The sequence below is a fragment of the Rhodococcoides sp. S146-33 genome (genome assembly GCF_059489205.1).
In genome coordinates, this window is sequence record NZ_JCAJWY010000001.1 from 542,956 (window position 1) to 566,380 (window position 23,425).

At 64.1% G+C, this 23,425-nt stretch carries 23 protein-coding genes and 1 pseudogene; 12 read left to right on the forward strand and 12 right to left on the reverse strand.

The window, feature by feature from the left end:
- Positions 1 to 85 precede the first annotated feature (85 nt).
- From AC5WEY_RS02580 to AC5WEY_RS02595, 4 genes are all read right to left on the reverse strand, one after another.
- Positions 86 to 250: a hypothetical protein gene (locus tag AC5WEY_RS02580; RefSeq protein WP_156399697.1), complete on the reverse strand. Its 165-nt coding sequence runs from the start codon at positions 248 to 250 to the stop codon at positions 86 to 88.
- Entirely contained in the window at positions 247 to 582 is a 336-nt protein-coding gene (locus AC5WEY_RS02585; protein WP_057479575.1) for a hypothetical protein, read from the reverse strand. Before AC5WEY_RS02585 ends, AC5WEY_RS02580 begins: the two co-directional genes overlap by 4 nt.
- 298 nt (positions 583 to 880) lie before the next feature.
- Complete coding sequence (locus AC5WEY_RS02590) at positions 881 to 1,276, reverse strand: universal stress protein (RefSeq protein WP_495644569.1); 396 nt, start codon at positions 1,274 to 1,276, stop codon at positions 881 to 883.
- Complete coding sequence (locus AC5WEY_RS02595) at positions 1,273 to 2,268, reverse strand: 2-hydroxyacid dehydrogenase (RefSeq protein ID WP_495644570.1); 996 nt, start codon at positions 2,266 to 2,268, stop codon at positions 1,273 to 1,275. Before AC5WEY_RS02595 ends, AC5WEY_RS02590 begins: the two co-directional genes overlap by 4 nt.
- Before the next feature lie 338 nt (positions 2,269 to 2,606).
- On the opposite strand from AC5WEY_RS02595, the gene AC5WEY_RS02600 reads away from it, so the two are divergent.
- Genes AC5WEY_RS02600 through AC5WEY_RS02630 form a run of 7 tightly spaced genes read left to right on the forward strand, consistent with a single transcriptional unit; the run spans position 2,607 to position 9,967 of the window.
- A complete protein-coding gene (locus tag AC5WEY_RS02600) occupies positions 2,607 to 4,184 on the forward strand; it encodes an ABC transporter substrate-binding protein (protein WP_495644571.1) in 1,578 nt (525 codons plus the stop codon).
- Between the two features lies 1 nt (position 4,185).
- Entirely contained in the window at positions 4,186 to 5,115 is a 930-nt protein-coding gene (locus tag AC5WEY_RS02605; RefSeq protein WP_495644572.1) for an ABC transporter permease, read from the forward strand.
- A gap of 4 nt (positions 5,116 to 5,119) precedes the next feature.
- Complete coding sequence (locus AC5WEY_RS02610; protein WP_057479572.1) at positions 5,120 to 6,106, forward strand: ABC transporter permease; 987 nt, start codon at positions 5,120 to 5,122, stop codon at positions 6,104 to 6,106.
- A complete protein-coding gene (locus tag AC5WEY_RS02615; protein WP_495644573.1) occupies positions 6,103 to 7,122 on the forward strand; it encodes an ABC transporter ATP-binding protein in 1,020 nt (339 codons plus the stop codon). The genes AC5WEY_RS02610 and AC5WEY_RS02615 overlap by 4 nt, the downstream gene beginning before the upstream one ends.
- Positions 7,115 to 8,110, forward strand: coding sequence for an ABC transporter ATP-binding protein (locus AC5WEY_RS02620; RefSeq protein WP_495644574.1), 996 nt, complete (start codon positions 7,115 to 7,117; stop codon positions 8,108 to 8,110). The genes AC5WEY_RS02615 and AC5WEY_RS02620 overlap by 8 nt, the downstream gene beginning before the upstream one ends.
- Positions 8,110 to 8,847: a sulfite exporter TauE/SafE family protein gene (locus AC5WEY_RS02625; RefSeq protein WP_495644575.1), complete on the forward strand. Its 738-nt coding sequence runs from the start codon at positions 8,110 to 8,112 to the stop codon at positions 8,845 to 8,847. Before AC5WEY_RS02620 ends, AC5WEY_RS02625 begins: the two co-directional genes overlap by 1 nt.
- A gap of 46 nt (positions 8,848 to 8,893) precedes the next feature.
- The gene (locus AC5WEY_RS02630; protein ID WP_495644576.1) at positions 8,894 to 9,967 is read left to right on the forward strand and encodes an SDR family oxidoreductase; all 1,074 of its coding nucleotides are present in this window, start codon (positions 8,894 to 8,896) and stop codon (positions 9,965 to 9,967) included.
- Here AC5WEY_RS02630 and AC5WEY_RS02635 read toward each other — a convergent pair.
- The 3 genes and pseudogenes from AC5WEY_RS02635 to AC5WEY_RS02645 all read right to left on the reverse strand — a co-directional run bounded on the left by AC5WEY_RS02635 (position 9,964) and on the right by AC5WEY_RS02645 (position 13,320).
- Positions 9,964 to 11,421, reverse strand: coding sequence for a xylulokinase (locus tag AC5WEY_RS02635; protein ID WP_495644577.1), 1,458 nt, complete (start codon positions 11,419 to 11,421; stop codon positions 9,964 to 9,966). The genes AC5WEY_RS02630 and AC5WEY_RS02635 overlap by 4 nt on opposite strands.
- 40 nt (positions 11,422 to 11,461) lie before the next feature.
- Positions 11,462 to 12,967, reverse strand: a pseudogene (locus AC5WEY_RS02640) (SulP family inorganic anion transporter); the annotation flags it as partial.
- An 8-nt stretch (positions 12,968 to 12,975) separates the two neighbouring features.
- Positions 12,976 to 13,320: an ArsR/SmtB family transcription factor gene (locus tag AC5WEY_RS02645; protein WP_495644578.1), complete on the reverse strand. Its 345-nt coding sequence runs from the start codon at positions 13,318 to 13,320 to the stop codon at positions 12,976 to 12,978.
- A 114-nt stretch (positions 13,321 to 13,434) separates the two neighbouring features.
- Here AC5WEY_RS02645 and AC5WEY_RS02650 point away from each other — a divergent pair, with 114 nt between their 5' ends.
- The 4 genes from AC5WEY_RS02650 (at position 13,435) to AC5WEY_RS02665 (ending at position 17,346) form a co-directional block, all read left to right on the forward strand.
- On the forward strand, positions 13,435 to 14,082 hold the full coding sequence (locus AC5WEY_RS02650) for a TetR family transcriptional regulator (protein ID WP_495644579.1): 648 nt from the start codon (positions 13,435 to 13,437) through the stop codon (positions 14,080 to 14,082).
- A gap of 147 nt (positions 14,083 to 14,229) precedes the next feature.
- Positions 14,230 to 15,387, forward strand: coding sequence for an acyl-CoA dehydrogenase (locus AC5WEY_RS02655; RefSeq protein WP_032378347.1), 1,158 nt, complete (start codon positions 14,230 to 14,232; stop codon positions 15,385 to 15,387).
- 5 nt (positions 15,388 to 15,392) lie between these two features.
- The gene (locus AC5WEY_RS02660; RefSeq protein ID WP_495645511.1) at positions 15,393 to 16,241 is read left to right on the forward strand and encodes a 3-hydroxybutyryl-CoA dehydrogenase; all 849 of its coding nucleotides are present in this window, start codon (positions 15,393 to 15,395) and stop codon (positions 16,239 to 16,241) included.
- A 211-nt stretch (positions 16,242 to 16,452) separates the two neighbouring features.
- A complete protein-coding gene (locus AC5WEY_RS02665; protein ID WP_495644580.1) occupies positions 16,453 to 17,346 on the forward strand; it encodes a glucose 1-dehydrogenase in 894 nt (297 codons plus the stop codon).
- Positions 17,347 to 17,423: 77 nt separating this feature from the next.
- On the opposite strand, the gene AC5WEY_RS02670 is transcribed toward AC5WEY_RS02665, so the two are convergent.
- The 5 genes from AC5WEY_RS02670 to AC5WEY_RS02690 all read right to left on the reverse strand — a co-directional run bounded on the left by AC5WEY_RS02670 (position 17,424) and on the right by AC5WEY_RS02690 (position 21,804).
- Positions 17,424 to 18,182 carry an SDR family oxidoreductase gene (locus AC5WEY_RS02670; protein WP_027495292.1) on the reverse strand — a complete coding sequence of 253 codons (759 nt, stop codon included), beginning with the start codon at positions 18,180 to 18,182 and terminating at the stop codon, positions 17,424 to 17,426.
- A gap of 68 nt (positions 18,183 to 18,250) precedes the next feature.
- Complete coding sequence (locus AC5WEY_RS02675) at positions 18,251 to 18,988, reverse strand: lysophospholipid acyltransferase family protein (RefSeq protein WP_495644581.1); 738 nt, start codon at positions 18,986 to 18,988, stop codon at positions 18,251 to 18,253.
- A 15-nt stretch (positions 18,989 to 19,003) separates the two neighbouring features.
- Positions 19,004 to 19,759 carry an ABC transporter permease gene (locus AC5WEY_RS02680; protein ID WP_495644582.1) on the reverse strand — a complete coding sequence of 252 codons (756 nt, stop codon included), beginning with the start codon at positions 19,757 to 19,759 and terminating at the stop codon, positions 19,004 to 19,006.
- Positions 19,756 to 20,751: an ABC transporter ATP-binding protein gene (locus AC5WEY_RS02685; RefSeq protein ID WP_495644583.1), complete on the reverse strand. Its 996-nt coding sequence runs from the start codon at positions 20,749 to 20,751 to the stop codon at positions 19,756 to 19,758. Before AC5WEY_RS02685 ends, AC5WEY_RS02680 begins: the two co-directional genes overlap by 4 nt.
- A 96-nt stretch (positions 20,752 to 20,847) precedes the next feature.
- Entirely contained in the window at positions 20,848 to 21,804 is a 957-nt protein-coding gene (locus tag AC5WEY_RS02690) for a lysophospholipid acyltransferase family protein (protein WP_495645512.1), read from the reverse strand.
- A gap of 137 nt (positions 21,805 to 21,941) precedes the next feature.
- Here AC5WEY_RS02690 and AC5WEY_RS02695 point away from each other — a divergent pair, with 137 nt between their 5' ends.
- Positions 21,942 to 23,345 (forward strand): GntP family permease, encoded by a 1,404-nt coding sequence (locus AC5WEY_RS02695; protein WP_057479560.1) that lies wholly within the window; start codon positions 21,942 to 21,944, stop codon positions 23,343 to 23,345.
- The last annotated feature ends 80 nt before the right edge of the window (positions 23,346 to 23,425 follow it).

Consider the following 23,425-nt stretch of genomic DNA (forward strand, 5'->3'; position numbering starts at 1 on the left):
GTGCTCGTGTGAATACGGCGCGCCTCGAAGGCCGACGAAGGCCCGCACCTGGTTGGGAGCGGGCCTTGTCGGGTTCGTGGGTTGCTCAATCTTTGGGCGGCTTGGTGTCTTTGCCAGCTGCGACGTCACGGAGCCATTGCGGGACGGGCTTATTGTCGTACTCGCGGAGCTTGATGGATGCTTCGGCGGCTGCGGACCGGACTTTCATCGAGCGTCCACGGCCCGCGGGGCGGTTCTCGGTGGTGGTCATCGGGGGTCCTCCGTCTCTGTGTCGTTTTCATTGTCGCCGGTTTCGGCAGGTTCCGCCAGGTCGTCCTGTGGCTTCACGGTGAGATCTGCGATCGCCTGCAGCGTGTCGCGATCGGTGCGCGCGATGAACGGAGTCGTGGCAACGGTGCCGAACACTTTCCAGCCGAGTGCGGCTTCGTCGTCGTTCTCGCTGACGGTCCTCTCGAGGCACCAGGTGATGCGTTGCCAGGATTGAGAACGGTTGTCCGCCCGAGTGCGCTGGCTGACGGTTCCCACAACGCCGACGACGGCAATCAAACCGACGATGAGGGTGATCCAGGCTTCTGCTGGCACAGGCCGGGTTCCTTTCGGGTGCGGTCGAGACATGCGGGTGGGGACCTTGCCGAGTGGTTGGCCTCAGACGGCCCGACACCCCCGCCATGCTTTCCCCCGCGAGTATTGAAACCGTAGCCGGACCCACCGACACGAAATCGACATGCCAGTTCGAGCACCACTGAATTCTAGAAACCGCTACGCCAAATTCTTGGAGAGATGGATCAGCGCGTAACCGCCCGAAGTTTCGTGCCTACGAGTTTCTGGGCGGCGTGCTGCAACGTCCTCAACGACATCCTCCGCCGCACACGCAACCGAACTACCGCGGCGTCCCCACCGGCGGCTTGACGGCCGTCACCGGGCAGTGCGCCTCGAGGAGAACACGCTGAGAGATGCTGCCCATGAACAGCTTTCCGACGGGTGATCGACGTCGGATACCGATGACGACCAGCTGAGCCTGCTCGTCGAACGACAGGTCGATCAGATTGTCGGCGTGCGAACGACCGGCTTCGTTGTCGTGGATCTTCGTCGTGACACCGGCGGCCGATGCCTCCTCGCGAGCAGATTCGACGGTGGCACCGAACTCGGCGTCGGACGCGCTGTTGTCCTCGGCGACGATGAGCAGGTCGGTCCCGCGCATCTGGGCCTCGCTAAAAGCGAAGGGCAGCGCGCCTTTTCCTTCGGTGGTCGGCGAGTAGCCGACGACGACGGTCACTTCGTCACCGGAGTGACGAGGGTGCCGTCGGCCAGGAAGCGATCGAGATTCTCCAGCGTGAGAGATTCCATCGCGGCCCGCGTCTCCACCGTTGCACTGCCCACGTGCGGCAGCAGCACCACGTTGTCCATCGCCAGCAGGGCGTCGGGCACGTTCGGTTCGTGGGCGAACACGTCCAGACCGGCACCGGCCAACTGCCCGGCGGCAAGCAACTCGATCAACGCCTCCTCGTCGACGACGCTTCCGCGTGCGACGTTGATCAGATACCCCTGCGGTCCCAGCGCTTCGAGCACTGCACGATCGACCAGATGGGCAGTTCCCGAGCCGCCCGACGCGGCGATGATCAAGACGTCGACGTTCTCGGCGAGCGCTGTCGGGCCGGCCGCGTAGACGTACGGCGAACCGTCGATCTCGTTGCGATTGTGGTACGAGATTTCGCAACGAAACCCGTTGAGCCGATCGGCAATTGCCGAACCGATGCGACCGAGTCCGATGATTCCAACGCGCTTGCCGGTGACCTGACGCATCAGCGGTGTATTGCCCTCGGCCGGCCATCGCCCGGCGCGCACGAATCTCTCGGCGGCCGGCAGCCCACGCATGGTGTCGATCACCAGACCGACGGCGAGGTCCGCCACACAGTCGGTCAACACATCGGGGGTGTTGCTGACCGCGATGCCCCGCCGGGCTGCCTCGTCGACATCGGTGGTGTCGTATCCGACACCGAAGTTCACCACGGCTCCGAGCTGCGGCAACCGTTCCATCAACGCGGCGTCGACGCCGGTCCGGCCGGAGGTGACAACCGCGGTGATCGACTCGCCGTGCTCGGAGAGGAAGGTCTCGCGCTCGTCGCCTTCGGGCAGTTCCAGCGCGTCGTAGTCCGCGACCAGGGTCTCCGTCAGCGACGGCTTCAGCGGCCCCACGCGGAGCACCCGACCGTTCCCGCGCGAATCCTGCTGCGACACAGACGGTTTCTCTGAGCTGACGGTGACCATTGTTCTCCTCGCGAGATGGTGGAACGTGCGCGTTTCCTGTACGGTATTCCGCCTCTCGGATACCTGTCCAACACGGAAATAACATGGACCGATACCCAAACGGCATGAACAACGCATTGCCGATGCTGCTTCGGCCCTCCCGTCCGACATCGGACCTGGTCAGCCTGTTGCGTCTGTGATCCAAGCCCTAACAAAGCGCCCGGCGTGACCCACAAAACTGGCTCGAAAGTCGATTTCGTCCGGTTGACGGTAGAGATCGCACGCTCATACCGTGTGTCTACCGTCACAGATTCGGCTGCAACTCGCAGACGCGGATCCTTTTTCCACTGGAGGCCACCATGAGCCCTGCACTCTCCGTGCAGCAGGGACGGACCCACCGCGTCGCTGCAATTGCCGTTGGCGCACTGTCACTTTCACTGATCGCCAGCGGTTGCACCGTTGCCAACTCCAACAACGGCGGAGCTGCTCGCGCAGATACTCTTCGCATCGTCCTTCCCCAGGAGCCGCCCACCCTGGAAGCCTGCGACGTGTCGTTGACGTCGGTCGGGGTCGTTACTCGATCCAACATCACCGAGCCGCTCATGGAGCGCAACCCCAGCACCGGTGATCTCGAACCGAAGCTCGCCGACGCCTGGGAGCAGACCTCCGACACCGAGTGGACCTTCGCCATTCAACCCGGCGTGACGTTCAGCGATGGGAGCCCCTTCGAAGCGGAGGACGCTGCGTTCTCGATCGACCGCACGGTCAATTCGGAGCTGGGATGCAACGTCGAGGGGTATGTGTTCGGCGACGCGAACCTGGTGGTCACGGCGGTCGACCCGATGACGCTGACCGTGCAGTCTCCGGAGCCCGATCCCATTCTGCCGCTTCGCCTGTCGTTCGTGGAGATGGTTCCGCGCACTGCCAGCTACACCGAGCGGGTACGGGAGCCCATCGGAACGGGACCGTTCGCGATAGAGCGCTGGGACTACGGCCAGAAGCTTTCCCTGGTACGGAACGAGACCTACTGGGGCCCGAAGCCCGAGTACGCCCGGGCCGAGTACCAGTGGCGCAGCGAGGGCAGCGTCCGCGCGTCGATGGTGACCAACGGCGAGGCCGAGATCGCTACGTCGGTCGGACCGGAGGACGGCGCGGGCGACCTCGGGGTGGCGTACCCCAACAACGAAACAACAGCGCTGCGCATCCAAGCCGCTCAACCGCCACTCGACGATATGCGGGTGCGGCAGGCGATCAACTACGCGATCAATCGCGACGGAATCGTCAAGGCACTCTTCCGCGGACTCGGTTCGCCTGCAGCACAACTCATCTCCGAGGGTGTTGTGGGATTCAACGAGGACCTGACGCCGTGGCCCTACGACATGGACCAGGCCCGCAGTCTGATCGACGAGGCGCGGGCCGACGGGGTACCGGTGGACACCGAGATCCGTCTGATCGGTCGCACCGGACAGTTCCCCAAGATCAACGAGACAGTGGAAGTCATTCAGAACTCGTTGTCCAAGATCGGCATGAACGTCAAGATCGAGATGATGGACGCCGCAGGTACCGCCGAATACCAGGAACGTCCGTTCCCGAACGTCGGGCCGTATCTACTGGTGATTCAGCACGGCAACCAGGCCGGCGACTCCGCGTTCACCGTCGACCAGTACTTCACCAGTGACGGATTCCAGAGTGCCTACGGCACAGCGGACTTCGACAAGGAGATTGCCGCAGCCGGTGCCCTCACCGGTGAAGACAGGCAGGCTGCGTACGCCCAGGTGTTCGCGGACGAACCGAAAGACATCATGCAGATGGCCTACATCGCACACATGAACGGGGTGCTCGCCAAGGCCGCCTCGGTCGACTACACGCCGGACTCGGCCACGGTCGACGAAATGCACCTGGCCGCGATGACGCGCGCCGATACCGAGAGGCCCTGACATGTTCAGATTTCTGCGCCGACGGATCTACACCAGCCTGATTCCGCTGTTCGTCGTCCTGCTGGGCGTGTTCTTCCTCGCTCGGCTCACCGGCGACCCCACCAGCCTGTACCTCCCCGAGTCGGCCACCCAGGCGCAACGCGAGGCGTTCCGCGCCACCAACGGCTTCGATCAGCCGGTGCTGACGCAGCTGCTGGACTACTTCAAGGGCGTCGTCCAACTCGACTTCGGGCAGTCGCTCCGCACCGGTGAGGACGCGTCGGCGATGGCATTACGCGCCTTCCCCGCAACGCTGCAGCTCGCCTTTGCGACGATGTTCCTCGCCATCCTCGGTGCCGTGATCATCGGCTGCTGGGCTGCGTACCGGCCCAACTCAATGGCCGATCGCATCTCGAGCCTGCTGTCGATGACGGCCGCATCGATCCCCGACTTCTGGTTCGCCATCATGGGCGTCTACGTGTTCGCCATCGTCTTCGGCTGGCTGCCCACCTCCGGCGTGGACAGCGGAATGCTCTCCTGGGTGTTGCCGATCGCCACGCTGCTCATTCGTCCGCTCGGGGTCCTCACCCAGGTGGTACGAGGTGCGATGGTCTCGGCATTGTCTGCACCGTACGTTCGACTCGCGAGAAGCAAAGGGGCAGGCGATCTTCGGGTCGTCACCCACCACGCTCTGCGCAACGCCGCCGCACCGGCGCTGACCGTCGCCGGCGACCTCATGGTCGGACTCGTCAACGGCGCGGTGGTCGTCGAGGCCATCTTCGGCTGGCCCGGTATCGGAAAACTGATGATCGACGCCATCCTGCAGCGCGACTTCGCCGTTCTGCAGGCGGCCGTGCTGTTGACGGCGGTGAGCATCTTCGTGCTCAACATCGTCATCGATGCCTGCTATGCACTGCTCGACGCCCGGGTTCGCGACAAGGTGAAGGTCTAAGAACATGTCACTCGACTTCGAAGCACCGAAAACATCCGAGCCCGAGGATGTTCCACCGACGGTTCCGGTGGAAGCCCGCAAGGCGTCGGCCCCACTGTGGAAGCTGCTCCTGCGAGACAGGGTGGCCACCGTAGCCGCCGCGATCCTGGTGCTGGTCTTCCTCACCGCGATCTTCGGCCCGATGCTGGTCGGTGACGCCGCCACCGATCAGGACCTCGACCGCTCCAACCTGCCGCCGTTCACGCTCGACACCGGTTGGATGAACATCCTCGGCACAGATCCCCTGGGTCGCAGCATGTTGGCCCGGTTGATCGTGGCCAGCAGAACCACACTCTCGGTAGCCATTCCGGCCGTGATCCTCTCGGCGATCATCGGCTCGTTCATCGGCATGTGGGCCGGCTTCCATCGCGGTTGGCGCGAGACCGCGGCGATGCGCGTCGCCGACGTCATCCTCAGCTTCCCGTCGCTCCTGATGGCCGTCGTGGTGCTCTATGTCTTCTCGCCCAGTGCCGCCAACATCGTTCTGGTCCTGACGGTCACGCGCATCCCGATCTACCTGCGTACCGCCCGCGCCGAGTCCGCAGAACTGCAGAGCCGGTTGTTCGTCGATGCCGCCCGTACGTTCGGCGCGAAGAGCGGCTCGGTGATCCGACGCCACGTGGCCCCGATCCTGCTGCCCACCCTGCTCACCGTTGCCACCCTCGACTTCTGCTTCGTCATTCTCGCCGAATCGTCATTGAGCTTCCTGGGCATCGGCATTCAGCCACCGGACGTCTCCTGGGGCCTGATGGTGTCGCAGGGCCGTACCTACCTGCAGACCGCCTGGTGGCTCTCGTTCTTCCCCGGCCTGGCCATCGTGTTGACGACGGTCTCGGCCACCGTACTCGCCGCCTGGGCGCGCATCGCCACCGATCCGGCACAGCGGTGGCGGCTCAATGTCCCCCGCTCCAAGCGGTCTCGCCTGCTCCCCGCACGAAAGGTCGTCTCATGAGCGCACCGGCAACTGCACCTCAGCGTCCCGATACCGGCAGTGTCGCCTTGGACGTCCGCGGACTGACCGTCGATCTGCGGACGCCGTCGGGCGTCATCCGCGCCGTCGACAACGTCACCTTCAGCGCCCGTCGCGGGGAAACCCTTGCGTTGCTGGGTGAATCCGGCTGTGGAAAGTCCATGACGGCACAGGCCATCGTCGGGTTGCTCGAACCGATCGCCGACATCACCGGCGGCTCGGTCGAAATGGGCGAGGTGGACTTGGTCACCGCCAAGACCAAGGTTCGGCGCACCATCGCGGCCACCGAACTGGCCATCGTCTTCCAGGATGCACTGACGGCACTCAATCCCGTCTACACCGTGGGAACGCAACTGGCCGAACCATTTCGGATCCACCGCGGCATGTCTGCGAAACAGGCGCGAGTCGAAGCAATCGCGCTGATGGCCCGAGTGGGCATTCCCGAGCCCGAATCGCGAGCCGACTCGTACCCACACCAGTTCTCCGGAGGCATGCGTCAGCGCCTGTTGATCGCGATGGCCGTGGCACTGAGCCCGTCGGTACTACTCGCCGACGAACCCACCACCGCCCTCGACGTCACCGTGCAGGCCCAGATCATGGCTCTACTGAAGGAGTTACGCACCGAACACGACATGGCCGTCGTCCTGATCACCCACGACCTCGCCCTGGTGGCGGAGGAGGCCGATCGGGTCGCGATCATGTACGCGGGCAACGTCGTGGAAACCGGACCGGTGTCCGAAGTGTTCGGGTCACCGCGCCACCCGTACACCAAGGGCTTGCTCGACTCGGTGCCCGTCCACGCCGTCCGCGGTGAGGATCTGAAGTCGATCGGCGGCACCCCGCCGGACCTCCATTCGATCCCCGACGGATGCGTGTATCAGGCCCGGTGCCCGATCGCCCGCGACATCTGCATCAGTGCTCGTCCGCCGCTCGAATCCGTCGGCAACGGCCGGATGTCGGCCTGCCACTTCCCGAACGAGGTATCCAGCCATGTCTGAGCAACTGTTGACCGTGCGCGGCCTGAACAAGACCTTCGACGTCGGCCGCGGCAAGCTCCGCGCCCTCGACGCCATCGACCTCGATCTACGACGCGGCGAGACCCTCGGCCTCGTGGGGGAATCCGGGTGCGGTAAATCCACTCTCGCACGCACGCTGATGATGCTCGAGCGACCCGACTCGGGCACCGTGGCCTTCGACGGCATCGATCCGTTCGCCCTGCGCGGCAAGGAACTCCTCGCGTGGCGTCGGCGGGTGCAGATGGTGTTCCAGGACCCGTACGGTTCGTTGAACTCGAGGATGACGGCCGGGGACATCATCGGCGAACCGTGGCGAACACACAAGAGCCTGTACAAGACTCGACGCGATCGCTCCGCACGAGTGCGTGAGCTGCTGCATCTGGTGGGCCTTCGACCGAGCGACGAGAATCGATTCCCGCAGGAATTCTCCGGCGGTCAACGCCAACGCCTCGGCATTGCCCGGGCCCTGGCATTGAACCCCGACGTGATCATCTGTGACGAACCGGTGTCGGCACTCGATCTTTCGGTTCAGGCGCAGGTGCTCAACCTACTCAACGACCTCCAGAAGCAGCTCGGCATCTCCTACGTGTTCATCTCGCACGATCTGTCGGTCGTGCGGCACGTCGCCGATCGAGTCGCGGTGATGTACCTTGGCCGGATCGTCGAATCCGGTGCTACCGAAGCAGTATTCGACCGTCCCGCGCACCCGTACACCGCGGCGTTGATGTCGGCCGCACCCACCCTCGACGCGTCGACCCGCGGGACGAAGATCCTGCTGAAGGGCGAGGTACCGTCGCCGCTGAATCCACCGTCGGGATGCCGGTTCCGCACGCGCTGCTGGAAAGCAACCGAGCTGTGCGCCAGTGAGGCACCCCCGGTGGCGCTCGACGCCGACGAGGCCGATCACATCGCCGAATGCCACTATCCGCTCGTCGCAGGCAATCTCGGCCTCGTTGCTGCCGGGACGTGATGGCGACACACCTGAGCGTCACCGGATTTGTCGTCGTCGCCCTGGCCATCTTCTTCGCATCGGCGATGCAGGCGTCCATCGGATTCGGCATGGGCATGCTCGCCGCACCCATCGTGGCCATCGTCGACCCCGGCCTCATCCCCGCGACGCTGATCATGCTCGCCGTGGTCGTCAGTGTGCTCGTTCTGGTTCGTGATCGCACGGCTCTCGACCTCTCGGGCGCGGGGTGGGCGCTGGCCGGTCGCCTACCCGGTTCGGCAGTGGGAGCATTGCTGCTGGTCCTGTTGCCCGAGCGCGGGCTGGCCATCCTGCTCGCGCTCGTGGTGTTGGGCGGCGTCGCCCTGACCTCCTTCGGCTGGGTCCCGTTGCCGCACAGACGAAATCTGGTGGTGGCCGGGGCCGCGTCGGGAATTCTGGGGACGGCCACGTCCATCGGCGGGCCGCCGATGGCTCTGGTGTGGCAGCGCAACACCGGAGCCGAGCTGCGCAGCACGATGAGTTGCTTCTTCCTCGTCGGCTCGTTGATCTCGCTGGCGGTACTGGCGGTGGCCGGAGCAGTGGACGCCCATACCGCGACGCTGTTCGTGTTCCTGGCCCCGGCGACCGTGCTCGGTTTCCTGCTCTCGCGAGTGGTCAATCGCGTTCTCGACCGTCGACGCCTACGCATCGTCGCGATCACCGTCTCCGCCGTCGGCGCGCTCGTGCTCGTCGGTCAACAGTTACTCACCCTGATGTGAGGGCCGTGTCACGTGTTGCATCGGCCGCGATGGGTAAACGGTGACGATGACTACGAACACCACGCGCGCGTTGGTCGTCGGTGCCACCGGAATTTCCGGGCAGGCCCTGTGCCACGCCGCACTCGAAGCAGGCTGGACCACCTATGGACTGAGTCGCAGCGGAAGTACCCCCGTCGACGGCGTTCTGCCGGTAGCTGCGGATCTACTCGACCCGAAATCCTTGCAGGACGCCCTGACCGACATTCGACCCGAGATCGTGTTCTTCACGGCGTGGATGAAGAAGGACTCCGAGAAGGAGAACATCGAGGTCAACTCGGCGACCCTTCGCAATGTGTTGGACGTTCTCGGCCCCCTCGATTCGGTGAAGCACGTCGCGCTGATGACCGGACTCAAGCACTACCTCGGGCCGTTCGACGCCTACGGTGAGGCAGTGATGGCCGAGACGCCCTTCCACGAGACCGAGGACCGCCTCGACACCCCGAACTTCTACTACGCGCAGGAAGACGAACTGTTTGCCGGTGCCGAGAAGTTCGGATTCGGCTGGAGCGTGCATCGCGCGCACACCATCTCGGGGTTCGCAGTCGGCAATGCAATGAACATGATGCTGACGCTGTCCGTGTACGCGTCGATCTGCAAGGAACTCGGCGAGAAGTTCGTCTTCCCCGGTTCCGAGACCCAGTGGAACGGACTCACCGATCTCACCGACGCCGACTTGCTCGCCGAGCAGATGCTCTGGGCTGCAACCGATGACAATGCGCACAACGAAGCGTTCAACATCGCCAACGGTGACGTCTTCCGCTGGCGCTGGCTGTGGCCGCAGCTCGCCGCGCACTTCGGCGTCGAGCCCGAGGGCTTCGACACCGAACCGCGTCCCCTCGAACCCCGCATGTCCGACGCGGCTGCCGCGTGGAAACGCATCGCCGAAAAGCACGATCTGGTGGAGAGCGATGTCTCCCGCCTGGCATCGTGGTGGCACACCGACGGCGACCTCGGCCGCGACATGGAATGCCTGACGGACATGAACAAGTCGAAGAAGGCCGGCTTCCTCGGCTTCCGATCCACGCCGGATGCCATCGCCTCGGTGATTCAGCGGTACCGAGATGCGCGCCTGATTCCCTAGAGCGGCTGCGCCGCATGTGATGCTCCTATGAGTGTCACATGGGGGGTGGTGCCCTCGGTCAGATCCCGCACCTCGGCGTAGCGTTCTCGCACCGCCGGGGTGGGGTCTGCCTCGTATGTCTTCGACGCTGCCTGCGCCCAGGTCGGCGGCTCGCTGGTTCCGGCCAGGGTCCACGCCGCCTGACGCGCTGCGCCGTCGGCCACGTACTCACCCGGCTCGGGCACGATTACCGGAACTCCGAGAATCGCCGGGGCCAGCTCGCGCACCGCAGCCGATTTTGCGCCGCCGCCGATGAGCAGCACCCGCTTCGTTTCCACCCCCTGCGCTCGCAGGTGGTCGATACCGTCCGCCAAACCGCACAGGAGACCTTCGACGGCCGCCCGCGCGAGATGACCCGGCGTCGAATTGTTCAGCCGCAGTCCGTGAATCGCACCGGAAGCATCGGGACGGTTGGGGGTGCGCTCACCTTCGAGGTAGGGCACCAACACCAGGCCTTCGCTTGCCGTCGACAGTGCCAACCGAGACAACTCGTCGTGGTCGACGCCGAGCAGACGCGCCGTAGCGTCCAACACCCGCGCCGCGTTGAGGGTGCACACCAACGGCAGTTGACGGCCCGTGGCGTCGGCGAATCCGGCGACCAGTCCCGAACCATCCGCTGCGGCAACGGAGGTCACCGCGGAGACGACACCGGACGTACCGATCGAGACGACCACATCACCGGGCTGCGCATCGAGAGCCAGCGCCGCCGCGGCGTTGTCCCCCGTCCCGGGTCCGATCAGTGCCCCGGCCGGTGTACGGCCGATCGCCTCGTTCGGCGAAGCGACGCGCGGCAGCAGTGGGTTACGCCCACGAAAGCCCAACTGCAACAGATCCGTTCGATACTCACCGGACGCCGCCGAGAAATACCCGGTGCCGCTGGCGTCGCCGCGGTCGGTAGTCAACGCGTCGAGCCCCGATGCGCCACCGAGCTGCCAACCGATCCAATCGTGCGGAAGGCATACTGCCGCAGTGCGATCGGCGTTGTCGGGCTCGTTGTCGGCCAGCCACCGCAATTTGGCAATCGTGATCGAGGCCAACGGAACCACTCCGACGGCGTCGGCCCAGGCCTGCCCGCCGTCGCCGCCGGCCTGTTCGCCCAATTCCGCAATCAGGTCGTCTGCGGCCTGAGCCGACCGAGTATCGTTCCACAGCAGCGCCTTACGGACCACGGCCCCCGCGTCGTCCAGGCAGACCATGCCGTGCTGCTGCGCACCGACCGACACAGCGTCCACGTCGTCGAGCCCGCCTGCATCGGCAACCGCCTCGTCCAGCGCGTCTTTCCAGCGCTGCGGATCGATCTCGGTGCCGTCGGGATGACCGGCTCGGCCCTGGCGGACCAACTCCCCCGACTCGGCATCACGAACGAAAACTTTGCACGACTGAGTGGAGGAGTCGATTCCGGCAACGAGAGCCACGGTGAGCTGGTCCTTTCCTACGCAAGTGTGATCTACGACCCTACCCGCGGGGTGTGGTTACCTCGGCCACCAGCGTGCGCGCGTAGGCGATGGCCTGCGGAGTGGTGTCGAAGACGCGTCGAGCATCGTCGTCCTTGGTGGTGAACACACCCAGCGCTTCGAGAGGGCGCAGATGCTCGGTCTTCGCTGCGGAGATCAAGACTGTGATGTGCCGGTGTTCGAGTTCGGTGATCGTGTCCTTGAGGACGATGGCCCCGGTGGCATCGATCGTGGTCACCCGTGACATACGCAGGATCACCACCTTGACGTCCGAGACGTCGGCGAGTTCGAGCAGAAAGCTGTGCGCGGCACCGAAGAACAACGCTCCGTCGATTCGATAAGCGACGATGTGTTCGCGTAGCAAGCTTTCTTCTTCCATCGACACCGCGTCGAGTGCGTCAAGGGGAACCTGCTCGACCCTGGCCGATCGCGCAACAGCCCGTAGTGCCAGCACCGCAGCGAACCCGACCCCGACGGCCACTGCCGTCACCAGATCGAAGACGACCGTGACGAGGAACGTTGCCACCATCACCACGGTGTCGCCTCGACTGGCCCGGGAGATTGCTCGGATCGACGCGGTCTCGACCATGCGTACCGTGGTCGCCAGCAGCACCCCAGCCAGCGCGGCGAGCGGGATGTAGGCCACCAAGCCCGCAGCGGAGTACATGATCGCCGCGAGAATGACGGCGTGGGTGAGGGCGGCGAGCCTGGTGCGGGCCCCGGATCGAACGTTGACCGCAGTCCGCGCGATGGCCCCGGTGGCGGGAATTCCGCCGAACAAGGGAGCGGCGATGTTTGCCAGTCCTTGTCCGAACAACTCCCGGTCGGGGTTGTGCCGCGCGCCGACGCCCATCGAGTCCGCGGCGGTCGCGGACAGCAGCGATTCCAGGGCCGCCAGCGCAGCGACGGCGAACGCCGGTGCCACCAGCGCCGTCATGTCGCCGAGGTGAAAGAAGCTCAGGCTCGGGGCGGACAACGACGACGGAATCGTGCCGATACGGGCGATATCGAAATCGAACAGTTGGGCAGCCACCGTCGCTGCAGCAACAGCGACCAAGGAGAACGGAACCTTCGGTGCGAGGCGGCCGCCGACGAGCATGAGAACCGCTACTGCGACTGCGACAGCGGGAGTCAGAACACTGGCGTGCGAGACGAACGAGCGCACCGCGTCGAACGCCGATTGCCACACTTTCTCCCCCTCGGCGTCGGCGATGCCCAGAGCTGCCGGAAACTGTTGCAGCGCAATGACAACGGCGATTCCTGCGGTGAAGCCCTCGATGACGGGTGCCGGCATGTACCGCACGGCCCTACCGATGCCTGCTACCGCGAGCGCCAGCAGGATGACCCCGGCCATCAACCCGACTGCGAGCACTCCCGTCGGACCGTATTCGGCAACGATCGGGACCAGCACCACCGTCATGGCACCGGTGGGACCCGACACCTGGAACCGTGATCCACCGAATATCGCGGCGACGACGCCCGCGATGATCGCGGTGGTCAATCCCGCCCGTCGGGTCAGCTACGCGATCCGGACTCACCGTCCAGCTGTTCGACCTGGTTGGCCACCACCCCGGAAAGTATCTCTCGGGCCACCAACAGCAGGTCGGCGACTTTCGGTGACGTCAGCGTGTACGTCACGGACAACCCCTCTCGCGTCCCCTCGATGAGACCCGCACGTCGCAGAATCGACAACTGCTGCGACAGATTCGCCGGTTCGATACCCACCTCGAGCAGCATCTCGGACACCGCATGTTCGCGTTCGCTCAACAACTCCAGCACTCGAATGCGTGCGGGATGAGCCAACGTCTTGAAGAAGTCGGCCTTCATTCGGTACAGCGGTCGACTCGAATCCGTGGCCATCAATTACCTCCGTGCCATCCGCCGCTGCGCAGCAGGCTACTTGCGAACACTAGCAATCAGCTGACGAGTCGAGTGACCTCCCTGCCTCGCCGAAACTCCGCTACCTTCACTGGCATGCGCGGAGAACCCGACGAATCCACCGACTTCCGGCTGACCGTGGCCACGGCGGCTCTCGACCTCTTCTCGGTCAAGGGCTACGAGTCGACGACGGTGGACGACATCGCCGGAGCAGCCGGAATCTCGCGGCGAACATTCTTTCGCCAGTTCCGCGCCAAGGAAGACGTCGTGTTCGCCGATCACGAAATACTGCTCGAACAGGCAAGCGCATTTCTCGACTCGAACGACGGCGATCCGTGGCAGGCGGTGTGCGACGCCGCGCAGCAGGTCTACGAGCGATTCTCCGACTGGACAGAGATGTCACGCCTGCGCTACCAGGTGGTACACCGAAACCCTGCGCTGCGCGATCGAGAGATCGTCACCGTGTTTCGGTACGACCGACTTTTCGTCGAATATCTACAGCGAGTGCGGCCGGATCATTCCCACCTGGAGATACTGCAGTTCTCGGCGTCGGTGACCGCAACGCACAACTACATCCTCCGACGGATGATTCGTGACGGCCTGCCCACGTCCGTCAGCGACCTGCGGTCTGCGTTGGCGCAGGTACGCGCGCAATTCCTCGGCGAGATCGTCGTCGCGTCGTTCCCCCGGGGCATGTCCGTCGCCAAAATCGTCGACGCCTTGGCCGATCACACAACAGACTGACCCGCCCGACGGCGTGGCACTCAGTGCCGCTTTCCGAGAACCCGCTCTTGAACCAGGAGCGATACGGACGTACCATGGGGTAATCCTTGGCACTGAGTGCCCTCATTGGGTAGTGCCAACCCCCTACATTCAAGGAGCGTGGCCGACATGGCCGGAAATCCCGACTTCGATCTGTATCAATCGCCCGAGGAGCACGACGAACTGCGCGCAGCCATTCGGGCACTGTCGGAGAAGGAGATCGCTCCCTACGCCAAAGAGGTGGACGAGGACTCACGCTTCCCGGAAGAGGCATTGAAGGCTCTCAACGCCTCCGGCTTCAACGCCATCCACGTTCCCGAGGAGTACGACGGCCAGGGTGCCGACTCGGTTGCCGCCTGCATCGTCATCGAAGAGGTCGCTCGCGTCTGCGGCTCGTCCTCGCTGATCCCCGCCGTCAACAAGCTCGGCACCATGGGACTGATCCTCAAGGGCTCCGAGGAGCTCAAGAAGCAGGTCCTGCCGTCCCTCGCCGGCGGTGCGATGGCGTCGTACGCCCTGTCCGAGCGCGAAGCGGGATCCGACGCAGCGGGCATGCGTACCCGCGCCAAGGCCGACGGTGACGATTGGATCCTCAACGGCTCCAAGTGTTGGATCACCAACGGCGGGAAGTCCGATTGGTACACCGTCATGGCGGTGACCGATCCCGACAAGGGTGCCAACGGCATCTCTGCATTCATCGTGCACAAGGACGACGAGGGATTCGTCGTCGGCCCCAAGGAGAAGAAGCTCGGCATCAAGGGCTCCCCGACGGCCGAGCTGTACTTCGAGAACTGCAAGGTCCCCGGCGATCGCATCATCGGCGAGCCCGGCACCGGCTTCAAGACCGCTCTCGAAACCCTTGATCACACCCGTCCGACCATCGGCGCGCAGGCCGTCGGCCTGGCACAGGGTGCCCTCGACGCAGCCATCGCGTACACCAAGGACCGCAAGCAGTTCGGCACCGCGATCTCGAGCTTCCAGGCCGTGCAGTTCATGCTCGCCGACATGGCGATGAAGGTCGAAGCCGCACGCCTGATGGTCTACAGCTCCGCAGCCCGCGCCGAGCGCGGCGAGAAGAACCTCGGCTTCATCTCCGCGGCAGCGAAGTGCTTCGCCTCCGACGTGGCCATGGAGGTCACCACCGACGCCGTGCAGCTCTTCGGCGGCGCCGGATACACCACCGACTTCCCGGTCGAGCGCATGATGCGCGACGCCAAGATCACCCAGATCTACGAGGGCACCAACCAGATTCAGCGTGTCGTCATGTCGCGGGCGCTACTCAAATGAGCGACATCCAACTTTTAGGCGTCATCGGCGGCGGCACCATGGGTGCCGGTATCGCCGAGATGTGTGCTCGCTCCGGCAGTTCCGTACTGATTCTCGAGACGAGCCAGGCGACGGCCGACGCAGCCGAAGCTCGCCTCGACAAGTCGTTCGCGCGCGCCGTCAAATCCGGCCGCATCGAGTCCGACGCGGCCGAGAAGGCCCGCGCTGCAATCACGTTGACGCTCGACATCAACGATTTCGCAGACCGCGACCTCGTGGTCGAGGCGGCACCGGAGATCGAGTCGCTCAAGCTCGATCTGTTCGGCAAGCTCGATTCCATCGTCAAACCCGAGGGAATCCTGGCAACGAACACCTCGTCGATTCCGGTCATCAAGATGGCCAACGCGACGAAGCGTCCTGACAGGGTCGTCGGCGTGCACTTCTTCAACCCCGTGCCGGTGCTTCCGTTGGTGGAGATCGTCGTCAGCCTGCTCACCAGCGAAGAGACAGTATCCGCGGTGACGGATTACGCGGGCAACACCCTGGGCAAGAAGACGATTCGCGCCGGCGATCGCGCCGGATTCATCGTCAACGCACTGCTCATCCCGTACATGGTCTCGGCCATCCGCATGCTCGAGTCCGGCTTCGCCAGCGCAGAGGATATCGACGAGGGCATGGTCAACGGCTGCGCTCATCCGATGGGTCCGCTACGCCTGACCGACACCGTCGGCCTCGACGTCACCCTCGCGGTGGCAGAGTCGCTGTACGCCGAGTTCCGGGAACCGCACTACGCGCCGCCGCCGCTGCTGCAGCGCATGGTGGACGCAGGAATGCTGGGCCGCAAAACCGGCAAGGGTTTCTACACGTATTCGTAGCAGCCCCAGCCCCCAGCCCCCCCGTTTGGATGAAAGTGGCATTCAGCTTCTTGGAGAAGCTGAATGCCACATTCATTCGTTGGTGGGGTGGCGTGAACAGGAGCTTCGATCGGTCACAGTTTGTGGCCGACCGGTTCGGGGCATGCGTGGAGGACACGGAATCGAGCAGAGGTTCTTCACGCATTTCACCGCATTCGGAGACGATTCGACAGTGAGCGATCAGTACACTTTCACCAACCCCGTCACGCAGTACCGCCAGGACGGCTTCCCCGAGCAGCACCAGGATCCACCCGGTTTGGCCGCAGACCTTCAACCTCTCGCCGATCACGGTGAGGACAGCTATCGCGGCTCCGGTCGCCTCACCGGCCGCAAAGCGCTCGTCACGGGTGCCGACTCCGGAATCGGTCGAGCAGCTGCAATTGCCATCGCCCGCGAAGGTGCAGACGTGGTTCTCAACTACTTGCCGTCGGAGGAAAAAGACGCTCAGGAAGTTGCTCAGCTGGTACGCGACGCCGGACGCACCGCAGTCCTGGCTCCGGCAGATATCACCGACGAGCAGGCAGCGCGCGGACTTGTGCGCACCGCTGTCGACGAGCTCGGCGGCCTCGACCTGTTGATCAACGTTGCAGGTAAGCAGCAGTTCGTCGAGGATCTGGCCGATCTGACGTCGGAACAATTCGACCAGACATTCAAAACCAATGTGTACGCGCTGTTCTGGATCATCCAGGAAGCTGTGCCGCACATGCCTGCCGGTTCGACGATCGTGAACACCAGTTCCATCCAGGCGTACACACCGTCGCCCGGTCTGGTGGACTATGCGACGACAAAGATGGCCATCAACACCATCAGCAAGGCCCTTGCGCAGCAATTGGCGCCCAAGGGAATTCGCGTCAATGTTGTTGCGCCGGGCCCCTTCTGGACGCCACTGCAGGCAGCCGGTGGTCAGCCGACCTCGGCACTGCCGGAATTCGGCAAGGAGACACCGCTCGGACGCGCGGGGCAACCCGCCGAGATCGCCGGTGCCTACGTGTATCTCTCGTCGGCCGAATCGGGTTACGTCTCCGGCGAGACACTGAACGTCAACGGCGGGATGCCGACGCCGTAGTCGGCGCCCGTTCTGCGTGAATGGACCGTTCACACCCGTCCGGGCTCGTGAATGGTCCATTCACGCATCTGGAGAAATCAGTCCTTCGGACCACCGGCGGCGTACACGACCTGGCCCGAGATGAAGCCGGCTCCCTCGCTCACGAAGAACGAGGCGAGGTGCGCAATATCGTCGGGGTGTCCGACACGATTGACCGGAATCTGTGATGCTGCAGCAGCTTTGAAGTCATCGAACGACATTCCGACGCGTTCTGCGGTCGCCGCCGTCATTTCGGTCTCGATGAATCCCGGGGCGATGGCATTCGCGGTGACGCCGAACTTGCCGAGTTCGATAGCCAGGGTCTTGGTGAATCCCTGCATGCCGGCCTTGGCGGCCGAGTAGTTGGCCTGGCCACGGTTTCCGAGGGCAGACGTGCTCGACAGGTTGACGATTCGGCCCCACTTGGCGTCGATCATGTGCTTCTGCACCGCGCGGGTCATCAGGAACGACCCACGCAGGTGTACGCCGAGAACGGAGTCCCAATCCTGCACCGTCATCTTGAACAGCAGATTGTCCCGAGTGATGCCGGCGTTGTTGATCAACACTGTCGGCGCACCGAACTCGCTCGCGATGCGATCGACCGCGGTCTGGACCGATTCCTCGTCGGCGACGTTGGCTCCGATGGCCACTGCCTGCCCGCCTGCGGACTCGATCGCGCCGACGGTGTCGCTGCAGGCGGCCTCGTCGAGATCCACTACCGCGACGCCGAAACCGTCCTTGGCCAGCCGCTTCGCTACCGCAGCGCCAATTCCACGCGCACTACCGGTGACGATGGCCGTCTTGATCTGATCACTCACGAATATCTCCTAAAAAGACGCCGAACCCAATAACATGTCATCTGTTTCTACCAACACACAAGACACGGTCAGTACGCAGCCACCGCCCCGTCGAGTGCCTTCTGCATTCCTTCCGCCACTACCCGGGTGATGTCGATCGGCTTCTGGGGCAGATCGGTGATGGGGGTGTCGATGTAGACGCTCGCCTGCTTCACCTTCGCCGAGCCGGGGCCGTAGCTCAATCCGATACAGATCAGCACCGGTTCGACGCCGAGTTTCCGCGCTCGCATCGCGATATGACCGATTCCGCTACCGACGTGCTGCACTGTCGTCGGGTCCTCCAGGTTGCAAGTGCCCTCGGGGAACACTGCGAGGTCGTCGCCGCGCTTCATGCGCTCGGCACTGACATCCATCATGCGGTTGCCCGCAGCGCTGACGGCGCGCATTCCATGATTCTTGCCGCGAAAGACGGGAATGCCACCCATCATGTCGATTCGCTTGCGCTGCTTGGGTTCCTGGAACAACTCGTCCTTGGCCAATACCCTCGTACGCCCGATCACCGGCCGCAGCGGCGATGCCCAGGCCGCCGCTGCGAGGGTGTACGGATCACTCTCGGTGAGGTGATTGACCGCGATGAGCAATCGCGTGTTGTCGTACACCAGACGACGCAATTCCTCCCGGGCACCGTCGGGATACGACACGCGTGGGCGAAACCGTCGAGCGAGGGCGGCGTACGCCAGCCTCGCGACCTGACGATTCTGCTGGTGACGCAGGTAGAAGTCGTACACGGTCACGTCGTTTTCGAGAATTACCGCAGGCCGCTCCATGACGCGAGCTTAGCCTCACGCCCGTGAGGATCCCATAGCCCGGATCCCGACGCAGAGTCCGACCACCGCGGTAGCCACGGCCGCAGTGGCACCGGCCGTCACCGTCGAACTCGTGAAGTCGCCCGCGAACAGGGCACGTTCGGCATCGACCAGATATCCGAGTGGGTTGATGTTCACCAAGAACTGCATCCATCCGGGGGCAGTCGTGAGCGGAAGCATCGTGCCCGAGAGTATGAGCAGCGGAAACATCAGGGTCTGTTGGACCGACCAGAACACCCAATCCTGACCGCGCACAGCCAAAGCCAGCGTGTAGGACAACGCGCCGAGCCCGACGCCGAACACGCCGAGGAGCACAACCCCCACGACCGCGCCGATCGCGTTCACCGACAGACCGAGCGGCAATGCGACCAGAATGATCAAGACGGCCTGAGCAGCCAGCGGCACCATTTCCTTGAACGCGCGCCCGACGAGCAGAGCCGCTCGCGGTAACGGCGTCACCAACATCCGTTCGTGGGAACCCTGTTGCAGTTCGGCCAGCAAATTCGAGCCCGTCATCGACGTTCCGAAGATAGTGATCATTGCAAGCACCCCGGGAACGAACCAGTCCCACACGCTTCCGCTACCCAGACCGGGCACCTCGGTGAGAAGCGGGCCGAACAGGGCCAGCAGTATCAGCGGCTGCACGAGACTGAATATGACGGTGAACGGATCGCGCACCATCGGACGCAGTTCCCGGCCCATCACCAAAACGCTCCCCGAGAGTACGTTCATCGGAGTTCTCCTGCTGCGCTTGCGGTTTCGAGGGAAGAGCTGTCCGCTGCGGCGCTCTCGCGAAGACTGCGCCCGGTGAGGCCGAGGAACACGTCGTCGAGTGTCGGTCGCGTCATGTCCGCCGTGTGCACCGTGATTCCATGGGACCCGCTCAGCCGCAGTAGATCCGGAAGAACCGCCTCGGCCCGGTCGACCCGAATGTTCAATCGCGAACCCGCAACCGTTACGTCTCTGACCCCTTCGATACTACCGAGGAGCGCACCCAGCGCCGACGCGTCGGACACGGTGAGAACGATCAGGTCACCGGCCAGTTCCGATTTGAGTGCAGTGGCGGTGTCGTCGGCGATGACGGTGCCTCGATCGACGACGATCACCCGCTCGGCCATCGAATCGGCCTCGTCGAGGTAATGCGTGGTGAGCACGATGGTGGTGCCCATCTCCCGCCTGAGCCGCAGAATGTGATCCCACAGATTCGCTCGGCTCTGCGGGTCCATACCGGTGGTCGGTTCGTCGAGAAACAGCAACGGTGGGCGGTGCACCAACCCCAAGGCGATGTCGAGTCGACGCCGCTGCCCGCCGGACAGTGTCGACACGGTGCGGCCCGCGAGCTCGCCTAGTTCGAGTGCCTCGATCAATTCGTCTGCGCGAGTGCGTGATCGTCGACGCGTCATGCCGTAGCACTGACCTTGCACCACCAGTTCGTCTCTTACGCGCTGATTGTGGCCCGCACCGTTGCCCTGGCCGACATAGCCGAGACTGCGTCGAACACGGTCCCGATCCTTCGCCACATCGAATCCGGCAATACGCGCCGAACCCGACGTCGGTTCGAGCAGCGTGGTCAGCATGCGCAGAGTGGTCGACTTGCCGGCCCCGTTCGGTCCGAGCAGAGCCACCAGCTCTCCCTCACCGATCGTCAGATCGATGCCGCGCACCGCCTCGACGGTCTTCTTGCCCTGCCGAAAAGTCTTGGTCAGTTCCGATGTTTCGATCATCTGTGACGCCCCTCGTCGTACTGGGTGAATCCGTACGACGAAGACGTTAAAAACGATCGCGGTCAGCTTCGGTCCGCGTTGCCATCACTCCCGAAATCAGCCGAAGACGGGGAACTTACGTTTGCGCGCCAGTTCGTCCATTCCGGACTGGATGCTCGCGCGCACCTCCTCGTACTTCGCGTCGATGTAGGCCTCGTCGTCGCATCGTGCCGGATCGTGGTCGAGTTCGACGGGTGGCATGAATCGGGTACGGATCTTCGCGGGCAACGGAATCTGCGGGAGCGCCGCGGGCGCAATGATCCACGGTAGCGAGATCGCGATGGGAAAGACCTTCAACCGCGCAATCTTGTCCAGCTTCAACGCTTTCGACAGCTTGTCGCCGCGAATGAGTACCGGCATGGCGTCGGCACCGCCCACCGTTGCCACCGGCACGATCGGTACGCCCATCCGAATGGCGAGCTTGATGAAGCCGGTTCGCCCGCCGAGCGTTGCCTCGTCGCGCTTGCTCCAGGGCCGCAGTGAATCGACCTCACCGCCCGGCCACACGATGACGTCCCGGCCCTCGGCCAATGCGGTCGACATCGAGTCCGGGGCGGCAGGAAGCACACCCATGGATCGAAAGACTTTGCCGATCAGCGGGAACGCCATCAGAGCGTCGTGCGCGGTGCCGTGCAGAATGCGCTTCTCGCCGAAGTGTCGCCACCACTGCGCGCCGACGGTCCACGCATCCCACACGAACGGCGCACCCGAATGCACACCGACGACGAGAACCGGCGACTCGGGAATGGTCTCCCACCCGTCGATCTCCATCCGGAAATAACGGTCCATCACCCCGTTCCAGAGCTTTTGCTGACGGTCCATCGCGACGGTGTTCTGATCGTCGAGGTCCCAGCCGCCCGCGCGTTCGGCAACGACCGCCCCGAGGCCACCGGACGTCTTCTCGCGACGTTCCTTCATCTTCAGCCGGGCCGCCGCCGCGTAGCGCTGTGCCTGCTCGCGCAATTGGACCTTCGCCTGGTCCTCCGTCGAACCTCCGGTGTCGTCCCCACCCATTACGTGATCCCCATCACTCATACCCGCACGGTACTCCACCCGCCCACCGGCGACCGACAACCAGCGCTCGTTACCCCACGCGACGTCTTACCTGTCCGTTATGGTCGAAATTCGAGCCGAACGAACGAGGTACACCGATGGATCCGATCGAACCGGCCTACGGCACGACGGCACTACTGCTGATCGCCGCCGCTGCCGTAGCAATCCTGCTCTTCCTCATCATGAAGGTGAAACTGCACGCCTTCGTCTCGCTTGTTCTCGTCAGCGCCGTCACCGCCGTCGCCGCGGGCATCCCACTTGCAGATGTACCGTCGGCGCTGCTCTCGGGCTTCAGTTCCACGCTCGGGTCGGTGGCACTTCTGGTCGCCCTCGGTGTCATGGTCGGCAGACTGCTCGAAATCACCGGTGGCGCTCAAGTATTGGCCGATACCCTGATCAATCGCTTCGGGGCGAAACGCGCGCCTCTCGCGCTCGGCGTGGCCGCGCTCATCTTCGGCTTTCCCATCTTCTTCGATGCCGGTCTCGTCGTCTTTCTGCCGATCATCTTCACCGTTGCCAAACGATTCGGCGGATCGGTTCTGCTGTACGCCCTCCCCACCGCCGGTGCCTTTGCCGCGATGCACGCCATCGTCCCGCCGCACCCGGGCCCGGTCGCTGCCACCGAATTGCTGGGCGGCGACATCGGATCGGTCCTTCTCGTCGGCGTTCCCGTCGCCATCGTGTCCTGGTTCGTCGGCTCGTACCTCGTCGGTACCCAACTCGGGAAGAGATTCAATCCCGTACCCGCCGATCTGTTCTCCGACGGCGCGGCCGATTCCGAGGCACACGACAAAGAGATGGCCGCTTTGCGCGACCCGGCGCCGAAGTTCGCCGCAGTGCTCTTCATCCTGCTGACACCACTGGTACTCATCTCGCTCAACACCGTCGTCAACACTCTGACCACCTCCGGTGTACTGACCGGGGACGAGACCTGGGCCGCTGCCCTGACGCTTATCGGCCAGACGCCCATCGCCCTGCTCATCACCCTGCTGCTGGCCTTGTTCATCCTCGCGCCCGGACGCTTCCCGGTGGCCGACGGTGCAAAATACATGGATCAGGCCCTCGGGCCCATCTGCTCGATCATCCTGATCACCGGTGCCGGCGGCATGTTCGGTGGAGTGTTGCGGGCCAGCGGCATCGGGCAGTCCCTGACCGCCTCGTTGTCGGACCTCGGACTGCCGATTCTGCTGCAGGCCTTCCTGATTGCCACTGCACTGCGCGTGGCACAGGGATCCGCCACCGTCGCATTGACCACCACCGCCGGACTGATCTCGACCCAGGTGGCCGAACTGGATCTGAGCAATTTCAAGATTGCGCTGCTGGTGTTCGCACTGGCCGCCGGAGCCACCGTGCTCTCCCACGTCAACGATTCCGGCTTCTGGCTCGTCAGCCGCTTCTTCGGCATGGACGAGAAGACGACCCTCAAGACGTGGACCGTCATGGAAACGACACTGGGACTGGCTATCTTCGCCGTAGCATCACTGCTGTGGGTGGTGTTCTAATCCACTCGGATCTTCGGTGCAAAAACCTTCGATCAACGAGGGTTTCTGCACCCAATTCCGGTCAGGGAACCGTCGCGGCC